The organism is Cetobacterium sp. 2A, assembly GCF_014250685.1.
Lineage (GTDB): Bacteria > Fusobacteriota > Fusobacteriia > Fusobacteriales > Fusobacteriaceae > Cetobacterium.
In genome coordinates this window covers 221,283-236,546 of the sequence record NZ_JACFAJ010000001.1, presented here as the reverse complement: position 1 = coordinate 236,546, position 15,264 = coordinate 221,283, and the positions used below count along the sequence as shown (strand labels likewise).

Sequence of the window (15,264 nt, the reverse complement as noted above, 5' to 3'; positions counted from 1 at the left end):
ATTATACCTTCCTTAAAATTGTTACATTCATAGAATATTCTTTTTCATAGTTTTTATAATCTTCTAATAAAAATCTAGTAATTATTTCATTCTCATAAGATAATCTTTCTCCAACTATTACTTCTATATTTTTAATATTATTTTCGATTAGTTTTCTACTAATCTCTATTGGATTATTTTCAGAATCTGTAAGTAATACTATTCCTGCATCACTCTTTTCTAAGGCTTCTATGTAGTTAGTTTCTCTTCCATGAACACTATGAAGAGAATATTTTTCCCATGTCATAGTTATTCTAGAAAAAAGATATTGAAAAGATGATATCCCAGGAATAACTTCAAATAACTCTTCTGAAAAATTATTTCTTAAATAAGTAAGTAAGCTGTAGTACCCAGTATCTCCAGAAACAACTATTGTAATTTTTTTTCCTATATTATCTATTATAAAACTTTTAAATAACTCTAATTTGCCTAAAAAAAATCTTTCTTGGTTATCTAGTAAGTCATTCACTTCCTCTAGATGACGTTTTCCACCAATAACTATCTCACAATTTTTTATAGCCTTAATGCCTGCTCCTGTTACAAAATCTAAGTTTCCAGGTCCAAGTCCTACAACTTTTATTTTATTTTTCAACTAAATCACCAGCCAATTTTTTAAAATCATCACTTTCACCAATTAAATTTCCACTAAAAGTAAATAAAGCTGATTGAAATTCAATCTCTCCTCTGGAATACTCTACTGATTTTGATGCTACCTTATTTGCTATTAATCTGAAAAGTTCATTTTTTTCAACATATTGACAAGCTTCTTCTACTGTATTAGATTCCAAAATCTTTAATATATTTTCTCTTGGTTCATCTACTAAAACTGCATTAGCTGAGAGTATTTCGAGTCTTCCGTCTGCTACTCTACTATGTGTATTAAATATTCCACCAGCAATTTTTATGGCTTTACCAATATGTCCTATCAAAAGAACTCTCTTAAATCCAATCTCCATAGCACTATCAATCATAAATCCAATATAGTTACTCACCACAACCATCTGAGTAGTATCAACACCCATAGATTCACAAAAAGCTTTTCCATGATTTCCAAAAGCAAATATTACCCAATCTCTTGCTGTATTCTCTTTTAAAACTTTTAATTCAACATAAAGTGAATCTTTCCAAGCTTCTTCACTCATTGGTTTAACAATTCCAGTGGAGCCTAGTACAGATATTCCACCTGTTATTCCAAGCCTTGGATTAAATGTTTTTAAAGCTTTTGCTTTTCCTTGTGGGATGTATACTTTCACTAAAACTTTTTTATCCGTTCCCTTTATGATTTCTTGTACTGCATCTCTAATCATCTTTTGAGGACCGGGATTAATAGCAGATTTCCCTGCTGGAACTTGAAGTCCTTTTTTAGTCACTAGTCCAACTCCACGGCCACCAACTATAGCTATATTATCAAAATAGTGAGCTTTTTCTATTTGTGGTAACTCTTTATAAAGTTTAACTTTAACACAAATTTCTATACCATTTGTAACATCTGGATCATCTCCAGAGTTTTTTAAAACTACACCTCTAGCCCATTCTTTTCCTAATTTCAATGAATGAATTGGTACTTTCAAATCTATACCATTTAAACTTTTAATCTCTATTATTTCTCTTTTTCTGTTTGATATCAACAGTTCTAACGCTGCGGTAGTTGCCGCTGCAGCACAGGTTCCTGTGGTATAACCTGATTTTAACTGTTTTTTCATCTTTAGAATCCTTCTCTTGTAAACATTTGGTATAGTATTCCATGAAGAATAGATACAGCTACTGTACTTCCACCTTTTCTACCTTTTACTACGATATGAGGAATTCCACTTCCTGGTAAAATCTCTTTCGATTCTGCTGCACCAACAAACCCAACCGGAACCCCTACTATTAGAGCTGGTTTTGAAACCTCTCCTGAATCTATAAGTTCTTTTAATCTAAATAGTGCAGTTGGAGCATTCCCTATTAAGAATATATTTGTATCTGCATCTTTAGAGGCTTTTTCCATTCCGACAATCGATCTTGTGACTCCTCTTTCTTTTGCTTCTTTAGCAACTTCTGGGTCAGATACAAGTGAATAAGCTGTATATCCAAATTTTGTTAAATTTGGCTTACTTAGTCCATTTGCTATCATTTGAGTATCACAATAAATTTTACCACCATTTTTTAGAGCATTTATACAAGATTCAATTGCATCATCAGAAAATTCAAGTAAATCAGCATATTCAAAATCTGCAGTTGTATGAATTACTCTTTTTACAATTGGAAGTTGTTCTGGTAAGAATTTATTTTTCTTTGCTCCCAGTTCTTCTTCTATAATTTCAAAACTTCTAACTTCTATATCAACAGGTTTCTTTATATATTCCATTTTTTTACTCCTTCTAAAATATTAGTAATTATATCTAGATTTCCAAAGAAATGAAGATGAGGATAACCCGCAATTAAATTTTTATTGGTATAACCACAACTCCATTGTCTTCCATCATTTTTTTTCAAAGTAAATTTTCTCTCATCTTCTCCAACTTCATCTATTTTTGAATAATGGAATTCATGAGCCACTCCAGTTCCAAAAGGAGAATCAATATTTACATATCCAAATCTTGAAATATCTAATCTTTCTCCAACTTTTATAGAACAATCTAGTAAGTTAGCCATTGGATGATAAATGCCATCTAAGGTTTTTATTCCTTTTGTCAGATACATAAATCCTCCACACTCAGCATATATAACTTTATTCTCTTTATGAAAAGCTCTAAGTGATTCTAAAAATTCTTTGTTTTTAGATAGCTCCTTTGCATATGTTTCAGGATAACCTCCCCCAAAATACAAACAGTCAACATCTGGCACTTTTGAATCTTTCATTGGAGAAAATTCAATCAATTGTATACCCATTTTTTCCAAAAGTTCTAAGTTATCCTTATAATAGAATGAAAATGCATTATCTCTAGCTATTCCCATTTTCATTCCATTAAATTTATTCTTATACTCTTCGAAAATTTCTTTCACTGGACTATTTTTTATAGTCACAATTTCTTCAATTCCAGCTATATCTATAGTTTTTAAGATTTCTGATTTTAAAACTTCAATTTTTTCTTTTAAATCTCCAACCTCATTTGCTTGAAGTAATCCAAGATGTCTGCTACTAATATTTATATTCTCATCTTTTTTTAAATATCCAAAACATTTGATACCAGTATGAATTTCTATTGCTTCTTTTAACATTTTATAAAGTTTTTCACTTGAAACTCTATTTATAATAATTCCAGCTATATTTATTTCGGGATCTAAAAGCTTATATCCCAAAACTTCCGCTGCAATACTTGTACTCTTTCCAATGGCATCAACTACTAAAATTACTGGAAGACCCAATGTTTTAGCTACATGAGCTGAACTACAGTTGTTTAAATCATTTCCCAAACCGTCATACAGTCCCATAACTCCTTCAACTATAGATATTCCTTTATGATGAGAGTAAAAGCTATGTTTTACACCCTCTTCTTTCATTAAAAACAAGTCTAAATTATAACTTTTGTTTCCAGTTACAAATTCATGAAAACTTGGGTCAATGTAATCTGGTCCAACTTTAAATGGAGATACATCTTTAAAAACTGACATAAGTCCCATCGAAACAGTTGTCTTTCCTATTCCACTCCTCGTTCCTGCTAAAAGAAAGCCCTTCATTTTAGATTTCCTCTGATCTTGATATTAGGATATCTGCAAGCATTGGTTCTGCACCAATAGGTCTTCCAAATTTAAATTCTATCTTTGGATATTTTTCTCTCATTTCTTCTAATATCTCAGGAATATCCTGTCTGATGTGTATTCCTTCAAATAGGAAAAGTGGAACTGTTTTTATTTCGTTAATTTCAGGATTTTCAGAGATTAAAGTTTCTAACGCTTCTGGTATTGATGGTAAACAAAGTTCCATATGAGCACCTATAACTGGTAAATGAGTTTTTTCTTCCATCATTTTTACAACAGTTTCAAATTCCTCTTTAGCTTTTATACTTCTACTTCCATGTCCTATTACTAATATTGCTTTCATTATTTAACCACCTTTTCTATTTTCTCTAATATTTTTTTATTTTTGTCTCTATCTTTTACTGCAAGTCTTACAAACGACTCATTTAAAAATTTAAAGTTAGATGCATCTCTCACAACTATTCCTTCGTCTATCATCTTATCTCTGAAATTTTTAGAATTCATTGATAAAAGTTTAATAAGTATAAAATTACTTTCTGTTTTATATGGCTTTATATTTTTTATATTTTTTAGTTCATCGTGGAACCATTTTTTTTCTTCTTCAATCCATAGCTCTGTTGCTTTTATATATCCTTCGTCTTTTAGCATAACCTTTCCAGCTAATTCTGCAAAACTATTTACACTCCATGGTTCTCTAATAGAAGATATTTTTTTTAAAAGTTCTGTATCATAACATAATCCGTATCCAAGTCTTACTCCTGGAAGAGCAAAGAATTTTGTCAAAGCTCTTAAAATAAATATGTTTTTTCTCTTTAATAATATTGATGTTTTATCGGTCCAATTATCTATAAACTCTATAAATGCCTCATCTACAAATAGTTTTTTTCCTTTTTTATCTAAAACTAATGATATTTTATCAATATCCTCAAGAGATATAAATCTTCCTGTTGGATTATTTGGATTACATATTACAACTAATTCTTCATCTTGAATTTCTTCTAATAATCTATCTACATCAATCTTAAAATTTTCTGATTCTTTTAGTTCAAAGTAACTTACCTGTGCCCCACTTACCTTCAAAGCTCTCTCGTATTCTGCAAAAGTTGGAGAAACAATCATAGCTGATTTTACTTTTATTGCTTTCATATATAAAAATAAAATTTCAGTAGCTCCATTTCCAACTACAACGTTTTCAGAAGATATTCCATTATAATCTCCAATCGCTTCTCTTAGTTCAACATACTCTGGATCTGGATATTTTTCTAATATAGAAAAATTATTAATTACAGCTTCTTTAAAACTCTCGGGTACTCCAAGTGGATTTATATTAGAACTATAATCTAATATATTAATCTTCCCATCTCTTTCAAGTCTAAAAACATTACCTCCATGTAAATCCAATTCCTTCACCTCTCAGTATTATGAATATTATAGTAAATATTATTAAAGCAATGGCAGATGTTACATACAGTAATCTATATGCACTTCTAATATCTTCGAATTCAAATTCTTTTATTTTATCTCCAATAGTTGGCTTTTCGTAAACTTTTCCAAAATAACTAGTTCTACCACCAAATTGTACTCCTATCGAACCAGCAAAAGAAGCTTCAGAATGTCCAGAGTTTGGACTCGAATGATTGTATCTATCACGTAAAAATATTTTTATTGGTTTTATTATTCCTTTTCCTATAAGAAATGATGAAATCGGTATAAATATTAATCCAGCAATTCTTGCAGGTATTAAATTAAATAAATCATCAATTTTTGCAGAACACATTCCAAAATCTATATACTTTTCATTTTTATATCCAACCATAGAATCCAAAGTATTTACCGCTTTATACCCCATCGCAAAAGGAAGAGCTAGGGATATTCCGTCTATCATAAAACAACTTCCTAGGAACGCATAAAACATTGGAGCAATTATTCCATCAACACTATTTTCAGCTATTGTTTCAACAGTACTTCTAATAACTTGTATTTCATCCATTTCGCCAGTATCTCTACTTACAAGATACGAAAGTTCTTTTTGTGCTCTTGATAAATCTCCTGATTTTAATATTTTATATACCTTTATTCCCTCCAACCCTAAGCTTTTTGTTGCTAGTGTTGTGTATAATAAAAATACCTCTAAGATAGGAGAAATTCTAGCGAGATAAAAACTAATAACTCCTGTCAATAAAATTACACTTATTGCCATAATTCCACCAAAAAATTTCTTACTTTTGAATCTATATAAAAACTTTTCAAAAATCTCTATCAATTTTCCAATAACTCTTACTGGATGGTATAACCAGTGAGGATCTCCTAGTATTAAATCTAACCCGTATGCCAGACTATATTTCATATAAAAATCCATTACTTTCCTCCAAGGATTGAATATATGGCTTTAACATCTATATTTTCTCTCATAATTACTTCTAGTTTATCCAGTTCATTCATTCTATATTCATCAAATGTCATCTCAGATGATTTTTCATCCATTCCTTTTGATTTTCTAATTTTATTTAGTAGCATATCTGTAAATATTTTGTTATCAAATATTCCATGGATATAAGTTCCTACAATATTTCCTTTCACTGTTGCAACCATTCTATCATCCAAAGTTATGTTCGTTTCTGTACCTTTTGTTACCCCTTGATGAATTTCATACCCTTTAATTTCTATCCCATTCATCATGTCTAAAATACCTGAACAATTATCCAAAATACCAGAGTATTGAGTTGTAGTTTTTTCCTTTTCCATAATTGTCTCAACATCTAGTAATCCAAGACCTGGTAGTTCTTTTATGTCACTTTCTATTCCATAAGGATCTAAAACTCTTTCTCCTAAAATTTGGAATCCACCACATATTCCTACTATAGGAGTTCCTCTTCTTGAAGCTTTTATAATTTCTTGAGCTATTCCTTTTTCCTTAATATCTTTTAAATCTTCTATTGTATTTTTAGAACCTGGAATAACTATTAAATCTTCTTCTCCAATTTCGTGAGCTGAGGTTACATAATTTATCTCTACATCCAACTGAGCTCCTAAGGCATCTAAATCAGTGAAGTTTGAAATATGTTTTAATTTTATTACAGATACTTTAATTCCAGTATTTTTATTTTGAATCTTTTTAAATTTATCCGTAAGTCCATCTTCATCTTCAATATCTAAATCAAAGTGTGGCACTACACCTAAAACTGGAATTCCTATTCTTGCTTCAAGTTTATCAAGGCCAGGTTTTAGTATCTCTGAACTTCCTCTAAATTTATTAATAATAACACCCTTTACTCTTTCTCTTTCTGATGGTTCCATCAGTTCCAATGTCCCAACTATAGAGGCAAATACTCCTCCTCTGTCAATATCTGCTACCAAAATAACTGGAGCATTTACCATTTCAGCCATTCCCATGTTAACGATATCATCGTCTTTTATATTTATTTCAACTGGACTTCCAGCTCCCTCAAGAACACAAATTTCATAGTTGTCCTCAATATTTTTATATGCTTTTAATATTTCTTGTTTTAAACTAACTTTTGTTTTTCCATAGTCTAATCCATTCATATTTCCAATAGATTTTCCATTTAAAATAACTTGAATTTTTCTATCGCCAGTAGGTTTTAATAATATCGGATTCATATAATATCTAGGTGAAATCTCACAAGCCATAGACTGGACAGCTTGAGCTCTTCCCATTTCATGCCCATCCTTTGTGATATACGAGTTTAATGCCATATTTTGAGATTTAAAAGGAGCTACCGAAAATCCATCTTTAAAAAATATTCTGCACAATCCTGTTACTGTTATGCTTTTCCCTGCGCCAGAAGATGTTCCGACAACCATTAAATTTTTATGTTTTTTCATTTTAATCTACACTCCTCCAATAAATCGTCATTTTCAAACAACTCTATATCTCCATCTGAAATTATTTCACCTTTTTTTAAAAAAATATATCTCGATTTAAACTCTTGAGCAAAAGGAATATCATGTGTTGAAATTATAAGAGTTTTATTATTTTCTTGTAATTTTTTCAATAAATCTTTAAATTCTCTTTGATGATACGGATCTAACCAGGTAGTTGGTTCATCAAAAATAATTACCTCCGGATCCATAGCTAAAACTCCAGCTATTGCCACACGTCTTTTTTCTCCATAACTAAGTGAATGACATTCTCTATTTCTTAGATGAACAACATCACAGATCACCATGGCATTATGCACCGATTCATCTACTTTCTTTAAATTCCAACCTAGATTTAACGGCCCAAATTGTACATCACTTTCAACATCTGGTGCAATAAGTTGCATATCAGGATCTTGAAAAACAATTCCTATTTTTTCCCTTAATTCTCTTAAATTTTTTTTATTATACTTAACTACTTCGTTTTTAAATATATATTCTCCTTCAAAGGGTTTATTTATTCCATTCATTAAAAGCATTAAAGAAGATTTTCCAGAACCATTTTCTCCCATCAGAAAAAGTGTTTCTCCCTCTTTTATTTCCAAAGAAATATTTTTTAAAACTTCTCTTTTTTTTTCATAAGAGAAACTTATATTGCTAAGCTTTATCATAATCCCACCTTATAAAATATTAATATCACCCCATACCACAGTGCTAAAATTAATATTCCCCTCTTAGTAATTTTATATGAAATTGGATAGAACTTAATTTCATCATTATATCCTCTACTATACATAGCGTTTTCTTGGCCCTTTAAAGAAAAGTAACTATTTAAAAAAACTTTAGAAAAAAGTAATGCTACATCTCTGTATATATTTGAAAATTTACAAAAAGCACCTCTAGCTTCCATAGCTGTTTTTATTTTTACATATGAAACATACATTATATTAAGATAGTTAAACATCAAAATTCCGATTTCACAAATAAACTTTGGAATTTTCAACTGCAATCCGATATGGTAGAAATCCTTTACATTTACTGTCAATATAAAAATGGATAAAGCCATAAGAGATGCAATTACTCTAAAAAATATTTCTTTATCAAATACAAATTTTACCTCAGGGGTGAAGCTAATCCCCTGAGCTAAAATTGTAGGTATTAAAAATATCAATGGTGGTAAAAAGAAAAAGGTTAATCTTTTCATTGAAATTTTTTGAAAAAATAATATCATGGCTAATACTACTACCATCACCATATTTAGTTGTTCGTTCTTTAAGCTTATTAATATTATTGTTGTCCCCATTGACATCAAAAATTTTTCAAAAGGATTAATTGCTTTTAACATGACCTTTCCCCTTAAAAAATCCAAATACATATCCTAGTATTGCAGCACCAATTGCTGCTTGCATTGAGAATAAAAAGCTTTCCATTTCTCCACCTGGAGGTGAAAAGTAATTTTCTATCCATGGTGTATAATTAGGTGCAATAGTTTCAATTACAGTTAATGCTTCTGTGTCTGCTCCAGCAAATTCACTCTGAAGAAAAATAAAAGGTAGGGCTATTAAAATTAAAACTGCTATCATCAATACTCCATTTTTATTTTTACGCATTTGCAGTCACCTCTTTTTTTATAAGTGTTGACGAAATTAAATCTACTGGTAACATATTTATAATAACAACAGTAATTAATCCCTCTATAATAGCCAGTGGAATTTGAGTTACTGCAAAAACTCCTAAGAATTTGATTATTGAATCTATGTAATTTACTCCATCAACTGGATGTGCTAGAGCTAATTGCAATGCTGTGCATATATATGTTAATAAATCTCCTAAAGCCGCTGCCAAAAATATAGCTACTTTGTTATTCATTCTTTTTCTAAATAGTGTATATATAAAATATGATACTAAAGCTCCTACAACTGCCATAGATACCGCATTAGCCCCTAAGGTTGTGTATCCTCCATGCGCCAATAACGTAGCCTGGAAAAACAAAACTAAAGCTCCTAATACAAATACACTGCTTGGCCCAAGAAGTATTGCTCCTAGAGCTATTCCTGTAGCATGCGATGAACTTCCCGTTAATGACGGTAATTTTATTGCCGAAACTAAGAATATAAAAGCTCCAATTAAAGATATTAATAATTTTTTTTCAAGATTTTCTGATAATGATTGTTTTAATTTTTTTACTCCGACAAAGAAAAAAGGTAGATAAAGTGCCCACCAAAAAATGCTCCACTTTATTGGAAGATATCCCTCCATAATGTGCATTCCATATGCGTGTGACCCTTTGAAAAGAAAAATCATAAAAGTTACCGATAAGATTGATTGAAATGTACCCATTTTTTCACTCCTCATAATTTTATTTGGAGGAAGTCTAAAGGCAAAAAAGCTCGCGCCCTATACCTCCCGTCCCCGCAGGATGTATAAATTTTTAATGGCAGGTCTCCTGACTCAGAATCTTTTTACTCACGAACCTTCCCATACTTCATTAATACAGTGGTATTTTCGTTTTCATCATCTTTACAGTGGCGGGACCGTGTGGGGTTCAAACCCAACTTCCCTTTTAATCGCTAATGCAAACCATTAAAAATATATATGTTTACGATAATTATACATACTGGTAGTTATTAAGTCAATAAATTTTAAATAAAATCACATTTTTATTTATATAAAATTTAAATAAAAAAGAGGAGAACCATTCTCCTCATTAATACATTATGATAAATCTTTTTCTAAAACAACTAATGAAGCGAAAGAAATAACATTTCCTATGTGAGTCTCCGTTCCAATTTTTCTAACTTTGCTTGTAGTCATGGTAGTCCCAAAACCACCACCACCCATTGGAGCTGTACTTATAATTTCATATCCTTCATTTAATAGAGTATTTAGAGTTTCAGTATTCTCTCTCCATTTACCATCTGAACCCCAAAATCCCATAACTATAACTGAAACTTTATGCATATAAATCCCTCCTTAAATATCTTGTGTAGCTCTTCACTATAACTTTTTACCAAAATGCCATTTTTTTCCTTTTTTTAAATTTCTTATTGACTATATAAAATTATAGTATATACTCATATTGTAGAAAAAAACATAAAAGGTGGTCTATTTGAGAACTAATTTTGGTAAAATTTTGACAGAAAATAAGATTATTATTGCCGTTAAAAATTTAAATGACTTAGATGCAGCATTAAAAACAGATTCGAAAATAATATTTTTACTTTGTGGAGATATTTGCACCCTAGAGGAAGCTACTAGAAAAATAAAATCTGCAGGAAAAATTTCTTTTTTACATATAGATATGGTTGAAGGAATTAATAGTAAAGATCAAGTTGCTCTTGATTTTTTAAAAGAAAATAGCTTTGCTGATGGTATTATTACTACTAGAACTTCCACCGCAAAATACGCTAAAAAAATAGGATTTTTAGTTATTCAAAGATGTTTCTTAATTGACTCACTTTCCTTTGAAAACACTCAAAAAATATTAAAAGAATGCGAATTGGATGCAGTTGAAATACTACCTGGTGTAATGCCTAAAATTATTAAAAAGCTTTCTTCTAAAATTAATATTCCTTTAATTGCAGGAGGATTAATTTCTGATAAAGAAGATGTTGAAGTGGCTTTAAAATCAGGGGCTAAGGCAGTATCTACAACTAAATTAAATATTACTTTGTAATAGCAAGAGAGTATAGAGAAGCTATTCGATTCTAATTTTTTTAATACTTAGAATTGAATAGCTTTTTTTATAAAAAAATGTAAAACGGAGGAGATTTTTATGAATGTCTATTTGGCAGAGTTTATTGGTACAATGCTTCTTATTTTTCTAGGAAATGGAGTGGTAGCAAACGTGGTTTTATCAAAAACTAAAGGTAATAACTCTGGCTGGATTGTTATTACTGCTGGTTGGGGATTTGGAGTTATGGTTGGAGCTTATTGTGTAGGTTGGATTAGTGGGGGTCACTTAAATCCTGCGCTTTCTATAGGTTTTGCTGCAGCTGGACTTTTCCCTTGGAGTTTAGTTCCTGGATATGTTGCCGCTCAGGTGCTTGGAGCTATGACAGGATCTCTTCTTGTATTTTTAGCTTACAAAAATCATTACGATGAAACAACTGACAAAGGTGGAATTTTAGCAACTTTTGCAACTGGACCAGCTATCAGAAATTTAAAGTGGAATTTCACAACTGAAATGTTAGCCACTGCAATGCTTACTTTTGGACTTCTTGCTATTGGAAACGCCAATAATTCAACATTAGCTTTAGACTACATGAGTGGTGAAACTGTAAGAGGAAATATTGGAATCCTTGGACCTTTACTTGCTGGATTTTATATTTGGAGTTTAGGTTTAAGTTTAGGTGGACCAACTGGTTATGCAATAAATCCTGCTAGAGATTTTGGACCAAGAATTATGCATGCTATTCTACCTATTCCAAACAAAGGTGATTCTGATTGGGGATATGCATTAGTACCAATTTTAGGACCAATTGTTGGTGGTATAATTGGGTCACTTTTATATGTAACTCTTTTTATCTAAAACTTAATTCCAAAATAAATATAAATTAATAGGGGGATTATCATGAAATATATTATCGCGTTAGATCAAGGAACGACAAGTTCAAGAGCAATTATTTTTGATGAAAGCCAAAATATTATTGGAAGTTCACAAAAAGAATTCACACAAATTTATCCGAAAGAGGGTTGGGTTGAACATGATCCAATGGAAATTTGGGCAAGTCAAAGTGGTGTCCTTGCAGAGGTTATAGCTCAAACTGGTATCTCTCAACATGATGTTATTGGTATTGGTATAACTAACCAAAGAGAAACTACAATCGTTTGGAACAAATTAACAGGAAAACCAGTTTATAATGCTATTGTATGGCAATGTAGAAGAACTGCTCATATTTGCGATGAATTAAAAGAAAGAGGTCTTACAGACTATGTTAGAGATAACACAGGATTAGTAATTGATGCTTATTTTTCTGGAACAAAAATAAAATGGATATTAGATAATGTTCCAGGTGCCAGAGAAATGGCCGATAGAGGAGAATTGCTTTTTGGAACTGTTGATACATGGCTAATTTGGAAACTTACAAATGGTAAAGTCCATGCAACAGACTATACCAACGCTTCTAGAACTATGATTTATAACATCAAAAACCTTGAGTGGGATGAAAAAATGCTGAAAGAACTAAACATTCCAAAATCTATGCTACCTGAAGTTAAAGATTCAAGTGGAAATTTTGGATATGCTAATCTCGGTGGAAAAGGTGGACATAGAACACCTATCGCTGGTGTTGCTGGAGATCAGCAAGCCGCACTTTTCGGACAAGCTTGTTTTGAAAAAGGAGATGCCAAAAATACTTATGGAACTGGTTGTTTTATGTTAATGAACACTGGTGATAAGATGATTAGAAGTAATAATGGTCTTCTTACAACAATAGCAATTGGATTAGACGGAAAAGTTGAATACGCTCTAGAAGGAAGTATATTTGTTGGTGGAGCTGCTGTTCAGTGGTTAAGAGATGAATTAAAGTTAGTAACAGATTCTAAAGATACGGAGTATTTTGCACAACAAGTTAAAGATAATGGTGGAGTATATTTTGTCCCTGCTTTTGTTGGACTAGGAACTCCATACTGGGATATGTATGCTAGAGGAACTATAGTTGGACTTACTAGAGGTTCAAATAGAAACCATATAATTAGAGCCACTTTAGAAGCAATTGCTTACCAAACTAGAGATGTGCTTGAAGCAATGCAAGAAGACTCAAAAATAAAATTAAAATCTTTAAAAGTTGACGGTGGAGCTTCCGCTAATAACTTCTTGATGCAATTCCAATCTGACATAATAGGTACTATTGTTGATAGACCATCAATAGTTGAAACTACAGCTCTTGGTGCGGCTTATCTTGCTGGTATTGCTGTTGGTTTCTGGGAAAGTAAAGAAGAAATTAGAACTAAATGGTGTCTTGATAAGAAATTTGAACCAAGTATGTGTGAAGATGGAAGAGCCGAAAAATATAAAGGTTGGAAAAAAGCAGTTAAGCGTTCTTTAAAATGGGAACTTGACGAAGACTAAAATTTAATGTATACTCCAGATATAAAATAAAATGGATTAAAATAAATTAAATAAAAATAGCAAAGAGATGAAGAGAGCTAGAAAAACTATTCCTGTACGAATAGTTTTTTAAAGCTCTCTTTTTTATTTTAGATATTAGGAGGAGTTACTATGTATGATGTATTAATTATTGGAGCTGGAATTGTTGGAGCTAGTGTTGCAAGAGAATTTTCAAGATATAATTTAAAAATTGCTGTGCTTGAAAAAGATAACGATGTCGCAGATGAAACTACAAAAGCAAATAGTGCCATTGTCCATTCTGGATATGATGCTAGATCAGGAAGTTTAATGGCAAAATATAACGTTCTTGGTAATGCTATGTATGAAGATTTATGCAAAGAACTCTCTGTTCCATTCAAAAGAAATGGTTCATTAGTTATAGCCTTTAATGAAGATGAAATGAAACATATCGAAACTCTTTATAAAAGAGGCTTAGTTAATGGGGTTCCTGAATTGTCTATCATCTCCAAAGAAGATGTTAAAAAACTTGAACCTAATATATCTGATGAGGTTGTTGGTGCTCTTTACGCTAAAACAGCTGGGATTGTTTCTCCTTGGGAATTAACAGAAGCTCTTATGGACAATGCAATTGACAACGGAGTAGAGTTATTTTTAAATACGAAAGTTCTAGAAATCGAAAAAAAAGAAAATTATTTTGTAATCAAAACTAATAATGACACTTTTGAAACAAAAATTATTATTAATTGTTCTGGTGTCTATACAGACTTAATACATAATATGGTTGCTCCTGAATCTTATAAAATTTTTCCAAGAAGTGGGGAATATTTTGTTCTTGATAAAACTCAAGGTGCAAGAATTACAAGTACTATCTTCCAATGTCCTTCAGAACTTGGAAAAGGTGTGCTAGTTGCTCCAACAATCCATGGAAATCTACTAGTTGGACCAGATTCTATAGAAGTTGAAGATAGGTCTGATATATCAACTAACGCAGAAAGGCTTGAAAAAATAAAATCACTTGGCAGTCGTTCAGTAAAAGATATTAACTTTAGAGACTGCATCAGAAACTTTTCTGGAGTTAGATCTGAAAATGATAGAGACGATTTCATCATAGAAGAATCTAGTGTTAAAGGATTCTTTGATGTAGCTGGTATAAAATCACCAGGTTTAACATCAGCACCTGCAATCGCCATTGACGTTATAAAAATGGTAGCGGATAGTGGATTAAAATTAGATGAAAAATCAAGTTTTGTTCCTCCTAGAAAACATATTATCTTTATGAATCTTTCACCATCTGAAAAAGCTGAACTTATCAAACAAAATCCTGCTTATGGTAGAGTTATTTGTAGATGTGAGATGATAACTGAAGGTGAAATTATTGATGCAATACATAGACCTGTTCCTGCAAGAACTTTAGATGCAGTAAAGAAAAGATCACGTCCAGGTATGGGAAGATGCCAAGGTGGATTTTGTGGTCCAAGAGTTCAAGAAATAATTTCTAGAGAGTTAAACATTCCTCTACAAGAGGTAGTTTTAGCTAAAGATGGTTCATATATTCTTACAGAAGAGACTAAAAAATAGTTGGAGGA

The 15,264-nt window shown here is 31.2% G+C and carries 17 protein-coding genes and 1 riboswitch; of the genes, 4 read left to right on the top strand and 13 right to left on the bottom strand.

Annotation, left to right across the window (positions count from 1 at the left end):
* Position 1 precedes the first annotated feature (1 nt).
* From cbiE to H3N56_RS01130, 13 genes are all read right to left on the bottom strand, one after another.
* A complete protein-coding gene (gene cbiE / locus H3N56_RS01190) occupies positions 2-631 on the bottom strand; it encodes a precorrin-6y C5,15-methyltransferase (decarboxylating) subunit CbiE (RefSeq protein ID WP_185879516.1) in 630 nt (209 codons plus the stop codon).
* Positions 621-1,742 carry a cobalt-precorrin-5B (C(1))-methyltransferase CbiD gene (gene cbiD / locus H3N56_RS01185; RefSeq protein ID WP_185879515.1) on the bottom strand — a complete coding sequence of 374 codons (1,122 nt, stop codon included), beginning with the start codon at positions 1,740-1,742 and terminating at the stop codon, positions 621-623. The genes cbiE and cbiD overlap by 11 nt, the downstream gene beginning before the upstream one ends.
* 2 nt (positions 1,743-1,744) lie before the next feature.
* Positions 1,745-2,389 carry a precorrin-8X methylmutase gene (locus H3N56_RS01180; protein ID WP_185879514.1) on the bottom strand — a complete coding sequence of 215 codons (645 nt, stop codon included), beginning with the start codon at positions 2,387-2,389 and terminating at the stop codon, positions 1,745-1,747.
* The gene (locus tag H3N56_RS01175; protein WP_185879513.1) at positions 2,377-3,702 is read right to left on the bottom strand and encodes a cobyrinate a,c-diamide synthase; all 1,326 of its coding nucleotides are present in this window, start codon (positions 3,700-3,702) and stop codon (positions 2,377-2,379) included. The genes H3N56_RS01180 and H3N56_RS01175 overlap by 13 nt, the downstream gene beginning before the upstream one ends.
* Before the next feature lies 1 nt (position 3,703).
* Positions 3,704-4,066, bottom strand: coding sequence for a sirohydrochlorin chelatase (locus H3N56_RS01170; RefSeq protein ID WP_185879512.1), 363 nt, complete (start codon positions 4,064-4,066; stop codon positions 3,704-3,706).
* A complete protein-coding gene (locus H3N56_RS01165; RefSeq protein WP_185879511.1) occupies positions 4,066-5,124 on the bottom strand; it encodes a histidinol-phosphate transaminase in 1,059 nt (352 codons plus the stop codon). The genes H3N56_RS01170 and H3N56_RS01165 overlap by 1 nt, the downstream gene beginning before the upstream one ends.
* Complete coding sequence (gene cbiB, locus H3N56_RS01160) at positions 5,105-6,082, bottom strand: adenosylcobinamide-phosphate synthase CbiB (protein WP_185879510.1); 978 nt, start codon at positions 6,080-6,082, stop codon at positions 5,105-5,107. The genes H3N56_RS01165 and cbiB overlap by 20 nt, the downstream gene beginning before the upstream one ends.
* Positions 6,082-7,569 (bottom strand): cobyric acid synthase, encoded by a 1,488-nt coding sequence (locus H3N56_RS01155; RefSeq protein WP_185879509.1) that lies wholly within the window; start codon positions 7,567-7,569, stop codon positions 6,082-6,084. The genes cbiB and H3N56_RS01155 overlap by 1 nt, the downstream gene beginning before the upstream one ends.
* Positions 7,566-8,276: an energy-coupling factor ABC transporter ATP-binding protein gene (locus tag H3N56_RS01150; protein ID WP_185879508.1), complete on the bottom strand. Its 711-nt coding sequence runs from the start codon at positions 8,274-8,276 to the stop codon at positions 7,566-7,568. Before H3N56_RS01150 ends, H3N56_RS01155 begins: the two co-directional genes overlap by 4 nt.
* Positions 8,273-8,950, bottom strand: coding sequence for an energy-coupling factor transporter transmembrane protein EcfT (locus H3N56_RS01145; RefSeq protein WP_185879507.1), 678 nt, complete (start codon positions 8,948-8,950; stop codon positions 8,273-8,275). Before H3N56_RS01145 ends, H3N56_RS01150 begins: the two co-directional genes overlap by 4 nt.
* The gene (locus tag H3N56_RS01140; protein WP_185879506.1) at positions 8,934-9,215 is read right to left on the bottom strand and encodes an energy-coupling factor ABC transporter substrate-binding protein; all 282 of its coding nucleotides are present in this window, start codon (positions 9,213-9,215) and stop codon (positions 8,934-8,936) included. Before H3N56_RS01140 ends, H3N56_RS01145 begins: the two co-directional genes overlap by 17 nt.
* Complete coding sequence (locus H3N56_RS01135) at positions 9,208-9,945, bottom strand: energy-coupling factor ABC transporter permease (protein ID WP_221893415.1); 738 nt, start codon at positions 9,943-9,945, stop codon at positions 9,208-9,210. Before H3N56_RS01135 ends, H3N56_RS01140 begins: the two co-directional genes overlap by 8 nt.
* A gap of 78 nt (positions 9,946-10,023) precedes the next feature.
* A riboswitch (cobalamin riboswitch) is annotated at positions 10,024-10,205 on the bottom strand.
* Between the two features lie 115 nt (positions 10,206-10,320).
* The gene (locus H3N56_RS01130; protein ID WP_185879504.1) at positions 10,321-10,566 is read right to left on the bottom strand and encodes a hypothetical protein; all 246 of its coding nucleotides are present in this window, start codon (positions 10,564-10,566) and stop codon (positions 10,321-10,323) included.
* Between the two features lie 148 nt (positions 10,567-10,714).
* On the opposite strand from H3N56_RS01130, the gene H3N56_RS01125 reads away from it, so the two are divergent.
* The 4 genes from H3N56_RS01125 (at position 10,715) to H3N56_RS01110 (ending at position 15,256) form a co-directional block, all read left to right on the top strand.
* Positions 10,715-11,281, top strand: a complete 567-nt coding sequence (locus H3N56_RS01125) for a glycerol-3-phosphate responsive antiterminator (RefSeq protein ID WP_185879503.1) — start codon at positions 10,715-10,717, stop codon at positions 11,279-11,281.
* A gap of 99 nt (positions 11,282-11,380) precedes the next feature.
* Positions 11,381-12,136: an MIP/aquaporin family protein gene (locus H3N56_RS01120; protein WP_185879502.1), complete on the top strand. Its 756-nt coding sequence runs from the start codon at positions 11,381-11,383 to the stop codon at positions 12,134-12,136.
* A gap of 42 nt (positions 12,137-12,178) precedes the next feature.
* Positions 12,179-13,678: a glycerol kinase GlpK gene (glpK, locus tag H3N56_RS01115; RefSeq protein ID WP_185879501.1), complete on the top strand. Its 1,500-nt coding sequence runs from the start codon at positions 12,179-12,181 to the stop codon at positions 13,676-13,678.
* A 150-nt stretch (positions 13,679-13,828) separates the two neighbouring features.
* Positions 13,829-15,256, top strand: coding sequence for an NAD(P)/FAD-dependent oxidoreductase (locus H3N56_RS01110; RefSeq protein ID WP_185879500.1), 1,428 nt, complete (start codon positions 13,829-13,831; stop codon positions 15,254-15,256).
* The last annotated feature ends 8 nt before the right edge of the window (positions 15,257-15,264 follow it).

What these genes read in the sequence shown, in the direction of transcription:
- cbiD (WP_185879515.1), bottom strand. Translation starts at nt 1,742, where the DNA reads ATGAAAAAACAGTTAAAATCAGGTTATACCACAGGAACCTGTGCTGCA.
- H3N56_RS01180 (WP_185879514.1), bottom strand. Translation starts at nt 2,389, where the DNA reads ATGGAATATATAAAGAAACCTGTTGATATAGAAGTTAGAAGTTTTGAA.
- H3N56_RS01175 (WP_185879513.1), bottom strand. Translation starts at nt 3,702, where the DNA reads ATGAAGGGCTTTCTTTTAGCAGGAACGAGGAGTGGAATAGGAAAGACA.
- H3N56_RS01170 (WP_185879512.1), bottom strand. Translation starts at nt 4,066, where the DNA reads ATGAAAGCAATATTAGTAATAGGACATGGAAGTAGAAGTATAAAAGCT.
- cbiB (WP_185879510.1), bottom strand. Translation starts at nt 6,082, where the DNA reads ATGGATTTTTATATGAAATATAGTCTGGCATACGGGTTAGATTTAATA.
- H3N56_RS01155 (WP_185879509.1), bottom strand. Translation starts at nt 7,569, where the DNA reads ATGAAAAAACATAAAAATTTAATGGTTGTCGGAACATCTTCTGGCGCA.
- H3N56_RS01150 (WP_185879508.1), bottom strand. Translation starts at nt 8,276, where the DNA reads ATGATAAAGCTTAGCAATATAAGTTTCTCTTATGAAAAAAAAAGAGAA.
- H3N56_RS01145 (WP_185879507.1), bottom strand. Translation starts at nt 8,950, where the DNA reads ATGTTAAAAGCAATTAATCCTTTTGAAAAATTTTTGATGTCAATGGGG.
- H3N56_RS01140 (WP_185879506.1), bottom strand. Translation starts at nt 9,215, where the DNA reads ATGCGTAAAAATAAAAATGGAGTATTGATGATAGCAGTTTTAATTTTA.
- H3N56_RS01135 (WP_221893415.1), bottom strand. Translation starts at nt 9,945, where the DNA reads ATGGGTACATTTCAATCAATCTTATCGGTAACTTTTATGATTTTTCTT.
- H3N56_RS01130 (WP_185879504.1), bottom strand. Translation starts at nt 10,566, where the DNA reads ATGCATAAAGTTTCAGTTATAGTTATGGGATTTTGGGGTTCAGATGGT.
- H3N56_RS01120 (WP_185879502.1), top strand. Translation starts at nt 11,381, where the DNA reads ATGAATGTCTATTTGGCAGAGTTTATTGGTACAATGCTTCTTATTTTT.
- glpK (WP_185879501.1), top strand. Translation starts at nt 12,179, where the DNA reads ATGAAATATATTATCGCGTTAGATCAAGGAACGACAAGTTCAAGAGCA.
- H3N56_RS01110 (WP_185879500.1), top strand. Translation starts at nt 13,829, where the DNA reads ATGTATGATGTATTAATTATTGGAGCTGGAATTGTTGGAGCTAGTGTT.